The organism is Rudaea sp., assembly GCF_036383415.1.
Taxonomy (GTDB): Bacteria; Pseudomonadota; Gammaproteobacteria; order Xanthomonadales; family Rhodanobacteraceae; genus Rudaea.
The window spans coordinates 1-4100 of record NZ_DASVOK010000215.1 but is presented as its reverse complement, the minus strand read 5'-3'; the positions used below and the strand labels follow the sequence as shown (position 1 = coordinate 4100).

Annotated in this window: 4 protein-coding genes; 3 read left to right on the top strand and 1 reads right to left on the bottom strand. The window is 63.2% G+C overall.

Features of this window, described 5'->3' with window-relative positions; all coding sequences use genetic code 11:
• Both VF497_RS08460 and aceB read left to right on the top strand, forming a co-directional pair.
• A partial coding sequence (locus tag VF497_RS08460) for an SDR family oxidoreductase (RefSeq protein ID WP_330887631.1) occupies positions 1-696 on the top strand: 696 nt, incomplete at its 5' end.
• 101 nt (positions 697-797) lie between these two features.
• Positions 798-2399, top strand: a complete 1602-nt coding sequence (aceB, locus tag VF497_RS08455) for a malate synthase A (RefSeq protein ID WP_330887629.1) — start codon at positions 798-800, stop codon at positions 2397-2399.
• Positions 2400-2436: 37 nt separating this feature from the next.
• Here aceB and VF497_RS08450 read toward each other — a convergent pair whose 3' ends face one another.
• Positions 2437-3258, bottom strand: a complete 822-nt coding sequence (locus VF497_RS08450) for an NYN domain-containing protein (RefSeq protein WP_330887627.1) — start codon at positions 3256-3258, stop codon at positions 2437-2439.
• A 445-nt stretch (positions 3259-3703) separates the two neighbouring features.
• Between VF497_RS08450 and VF497_RS08445 the strand changes: the two genes are divergently transcribed.
• Positions 3704-4100, top strand: a 397-nt coding sequence (locus VF497_RS08445) for a TolC family protein (RefSeq protein ID WP_330887625.1), incomplete at its 3' end; no start/stop codon positions are given.

The window sequence follows — 4100 nt, the reverse complement described above, 5'->3', positions numbered from 1 at the left end:
GAGACGATGAATCTTCAAGGCAAGCGGATCGCGGTCACCGGCGCAGCAGGCAGCCTCGGCGCCGCAGTCGTACGCGCGGCGCTCGATGCGGGCGCCACGGTGGCGGCGATCGATCATGCTCCGGTTGCGGCCATGGATTCGAGGAACCTGCACGAGTTCGGTGGTGTTGACCTGTCCTCGGCGGAGGCGACGGAAAAGGCCTTCAACACGATCGGCGAAAAGCTTGGTGGGCTCGACGCACTGGTCAATGTCGCCGGCACGTTCCGCTGGGAGAAGCTCGAGGGCGGCAAGCTCGCGACCTGGGATCTGCTGTTCAACGTCAACCTGCGCACCGCGGTCGCGGCCAGCATGGCTGCCCTGCCCCTGCTCGTGCGCAGCGGGTCCGGGCGCATCGTCAATGTCGGCGCGGCCGGTGCGATCAAGGCCGGAACCGGCATGGGCGCCTATGCCGCGTCAAAGGCCGGCGTGTTCAAGCTGACCGAGGCGCTTGCCGAGGAACTCAAGGATCGCGGTGTCACCGTCAACGCGATCCTGCCGACCACGATCGACACGCCGGCCAATCGCAAGGACATGCCCGAGGCGGATTTCTCGCGCTGGGTGAAACCTGCGCAGATCGCCGAGGTCATCCTGTTCCTGCTCTCGGACCAGGCGCAGGCCGTCACCGGTGCGCTGATCCCGGTCGCGGGCCGCACTTGATCGGCACAAAGGACGATGCCGCCCGCGCGTCGCCGCGGCTAGAGTAAAGCATCGACTTTTCCGCCGTATTTTTCCCCTCCCCCTCGCCACCCAGGACTTTCATGGCCTCGCCTACCCTCCCCGCCGGCGTTGCGATCAACGCGCCATTGCATCCACGTTTCGACGAGATTCTCAGCCACGACGCGCTCGCATTTGCCGCCAAGCTGCACCGCGCCTTCGAACCGCGCCGCCAAGAGTTGCTCAAGGCACGCATCGCGCGTCAGGCGCGCATCGATGCCGGCGAAATGCCGGACTTTCTGCCCGAGACCAAACACATCCGCGAAGGCGACTGGAAAATCGCGCCGCTGCCGAAGGCGCTGGAACGTCGCCGCGTCGAGATCACCGGCCCGGTCGAGCGCAAGATGATCATCAATGCGTTCAACTCGGGCGCGGATTCATACATGACCGACTTCGAGGACTCGAACAGCCCGAACTGGTTCAACCAGATCCAGGGCCAGGTCAACCTCTTCGACGCGATCCGCGGCACGATCAGCTACACCAACGAGGCCGGCAAGGTCTACAAGCTCAACGACAAGATCGCGACCCTGCAGATCCGCCCGCGCGGCTGGCATCTCGACGAGAAGCACGTGACCATCGACGGCCAGCGCATTTCCGGCGGCATCTTCGATTTCGCGCTCGTGTTCTTCCACAACGCCAAGGAGCAGATGGCGAGCGGCTTCGGCCCGTTCTATTACCTGCCGAAGATGGAAAGCCATCTCGAAGCGCGGCTGTGGAACGACATCTTCTTGCTCGCGCAGAAGGAACTCGGCATTCCGCAGGGCTCGATCAAGGCGACGGTGCTGCTCGAAACCATCCTTGGCACGTTCGAGATGGAAGAAATCCTCTACGAGTTGCGCGAGCATTCCGCAGGCCTCAACGCGGGTCGCTGGGACTACATCTTCAGCGCGATCAAGAAATTCAGGAACAAGCCGGGCTTCTGCCTCGCCAACCGCGTGGCGATCAACATGGAAGTGCCGTTTATGCGCGCTTACGCATTGGCGCTGGTCCAGGCGTGTCATAAGCGTGGCGCACCAGCGATCGGCGGCATGGCCGCGCTGATTCCGATCAAGGGCGACGCCGTCGCGAACGAGAAGGCTCTGGCCGGCGTGCGCCACGACAAGAAGCGCGACGCCAACGACGGCTTCGACGGCGGCTGGATCGCGCATCCGGGTCTCGTGCAGATCGCGATGGAGGAATTTGTCGCCGTGCTCGGCGACAAACCGAACCAGTGGGGCAAGCAGCGCGATGAGAAGATCGCCGCGGCCGACTTCCTCAACTTCGTGCCCGAGGCGCCGATCACCGAAGCGGGCCTGCGCAACAACATCAATGTCGGCATCCACTATCTCGGCAGCTGGCTCGCGGGCAACGGCTGCGTGCCGATCCACAACCTCATGGAAGATGCCGCGACCGCGGAGATCTCACGCTCGCAGGTCTGGCAATGGGTGGTCAGCGACAAGGGCGTGCTCGATGACGGTCGCAAGGTCGACGCCGCACTCGTGCGCACACTGATTCCCGAGGAACTGGCCAAGGTCAAGGCATCGGTTGTCGCGCAGGGCGAAAAGGTCGATACCTACGAGGCGGCTGCGAAAATCTTCGAGGAAATGGCGTTGTCGAAGAACTTCCCCGAGTTCCTCACCCTGCCCTTGTACGAAGCGATGGCATAACGCCGAGGCCGCGTGGCCAGACGCGGCGCGGCTTTCATCACGCCTTGTCGTCGGCCGTGCCGATTACGCGGTAGTTGCCGGACTTCTCCTCTCGTTCGAGCTGGAGAAGTCCGCGCTTCCTGCCTTCCTCGAGTAGCGCGCCGAACGACTTGAAACCGTAGTAGCTTTCGTTGAATCCGGGCTTGCGCCGCTTCACCGCCTGCTTGACCATCGAGCCCCAGATCGTTTCGTCCTCGCCGCGTTCCTCGATCAGTGCTTCGACGGTTTCGAGGACGAGGTCGAGCGCCTCCTGCCGCTTCGCCGCTTCGCGATCCTGTGCGGCCGCTGGCGCCGTCGCTTTCGCCGTCTTTTCTTCGGCCTTCTTCCTCGGCGCCTGGCGCTTCTTCTGCACGCGCACCAGATCGTCGTAGTAGATGAACTCGTCGCAGTTCGCGATCAGCAGTTCCGAGGTCGAGTTCTTCACGCCGACGCCGATCACGAGCTTGTTGTTTTCGCGCAGCTTCGACACCAGCGGCGAGAAATCCGAATCGCCGCTGAGGATGACGAAGGTATCGACGTGCGCCTTGGTGTAGCACAGGTCGAGCGCGTCGACGACCATGCGGATGTCGGCCGAGTTCTTGCCCGACTGGCTGACGTGCGGCACCTCGATCAGCTCGAACGAGGCATAGTGCATTCCCGGGCGGAATTCCTTGTAGCGCTCCCAGTCGCAATAGGCTTTCTTCACCACGATGCTGCCCTTGAGCAGCAGGCGCTCGAGCACCTTTGTGATGTCGAACTTCTCGTACTTGGCCTCGCGCACGCCGAGCGCGAGGTTCTCGAAATCGCAGAACAGGGCGAGGTTGCGCGATTCGGTCTGCATGGCGTCCTCCGCAAGAGCCGGCCTGTATGCCGACGAGTGTCGACACTGTGCACACTCGACCGCCCGGCATCAAGCAGGATTCGGCACGAGTAACGGAGGCAAGCCATCACCCGGGCTCCGCGCTGACGGCGTTTCGGACAATCGGGTCGAACGCATTTCCCAGCCGCCCAGCGAGCCATACCCGTATACGCCTTCGCCGGCATGACCTTTGGCAGGGATTTTTCGACTATTGATATGATATATCATCTCATCCACGCACCTCTGGCGAGGCTGCGTTCGCGTGAACACAACATCGGCCGATGCGCATTTGAAGAGCGAGAAAAACAAGGGCGGGTGCGCAGGACGATCCGGGCCGGTCGCCGGTTCGCCGCTGTTGAGCGCGGCCGCCGCCTTGACGTGCCTGCTGAGCGCCGGCTGCACAGTAGGCCCCGACTTCAGAAAGCCGGTGGCTCCGGACGCCGGCGACTACGCTGACCACCCGCTCACCACGACCGTCGCCACCGATGGCGTTTCCGGCGGTGAAGCGCAGCGCTTCGTCGAAGGCAGCGACATCGCGGGCGACTGGTGGACGCTGTTCCATTCCAGGCCGCTCAACGATCTGATCGAGCAATCGCTTGCGAACAACGCCGACTTCAAGGCCGCGCAAGCTGCGCTGACGGTGGCGCGGGAAAACGCGCTCGCGGGACGCGGTGTCTTCTACCCTTCCGTCTCCGCCGGCTTTTCGGCGAGCCGGCAGAAGGATCCATCGGCATCGCTGGCGCCCGTACCGAGCGACAACGCCTCGTTGTACAACCTGTTTACCCCGCAACTCAGCATCTCGTATGCGCTCGATGTGTTCGGTC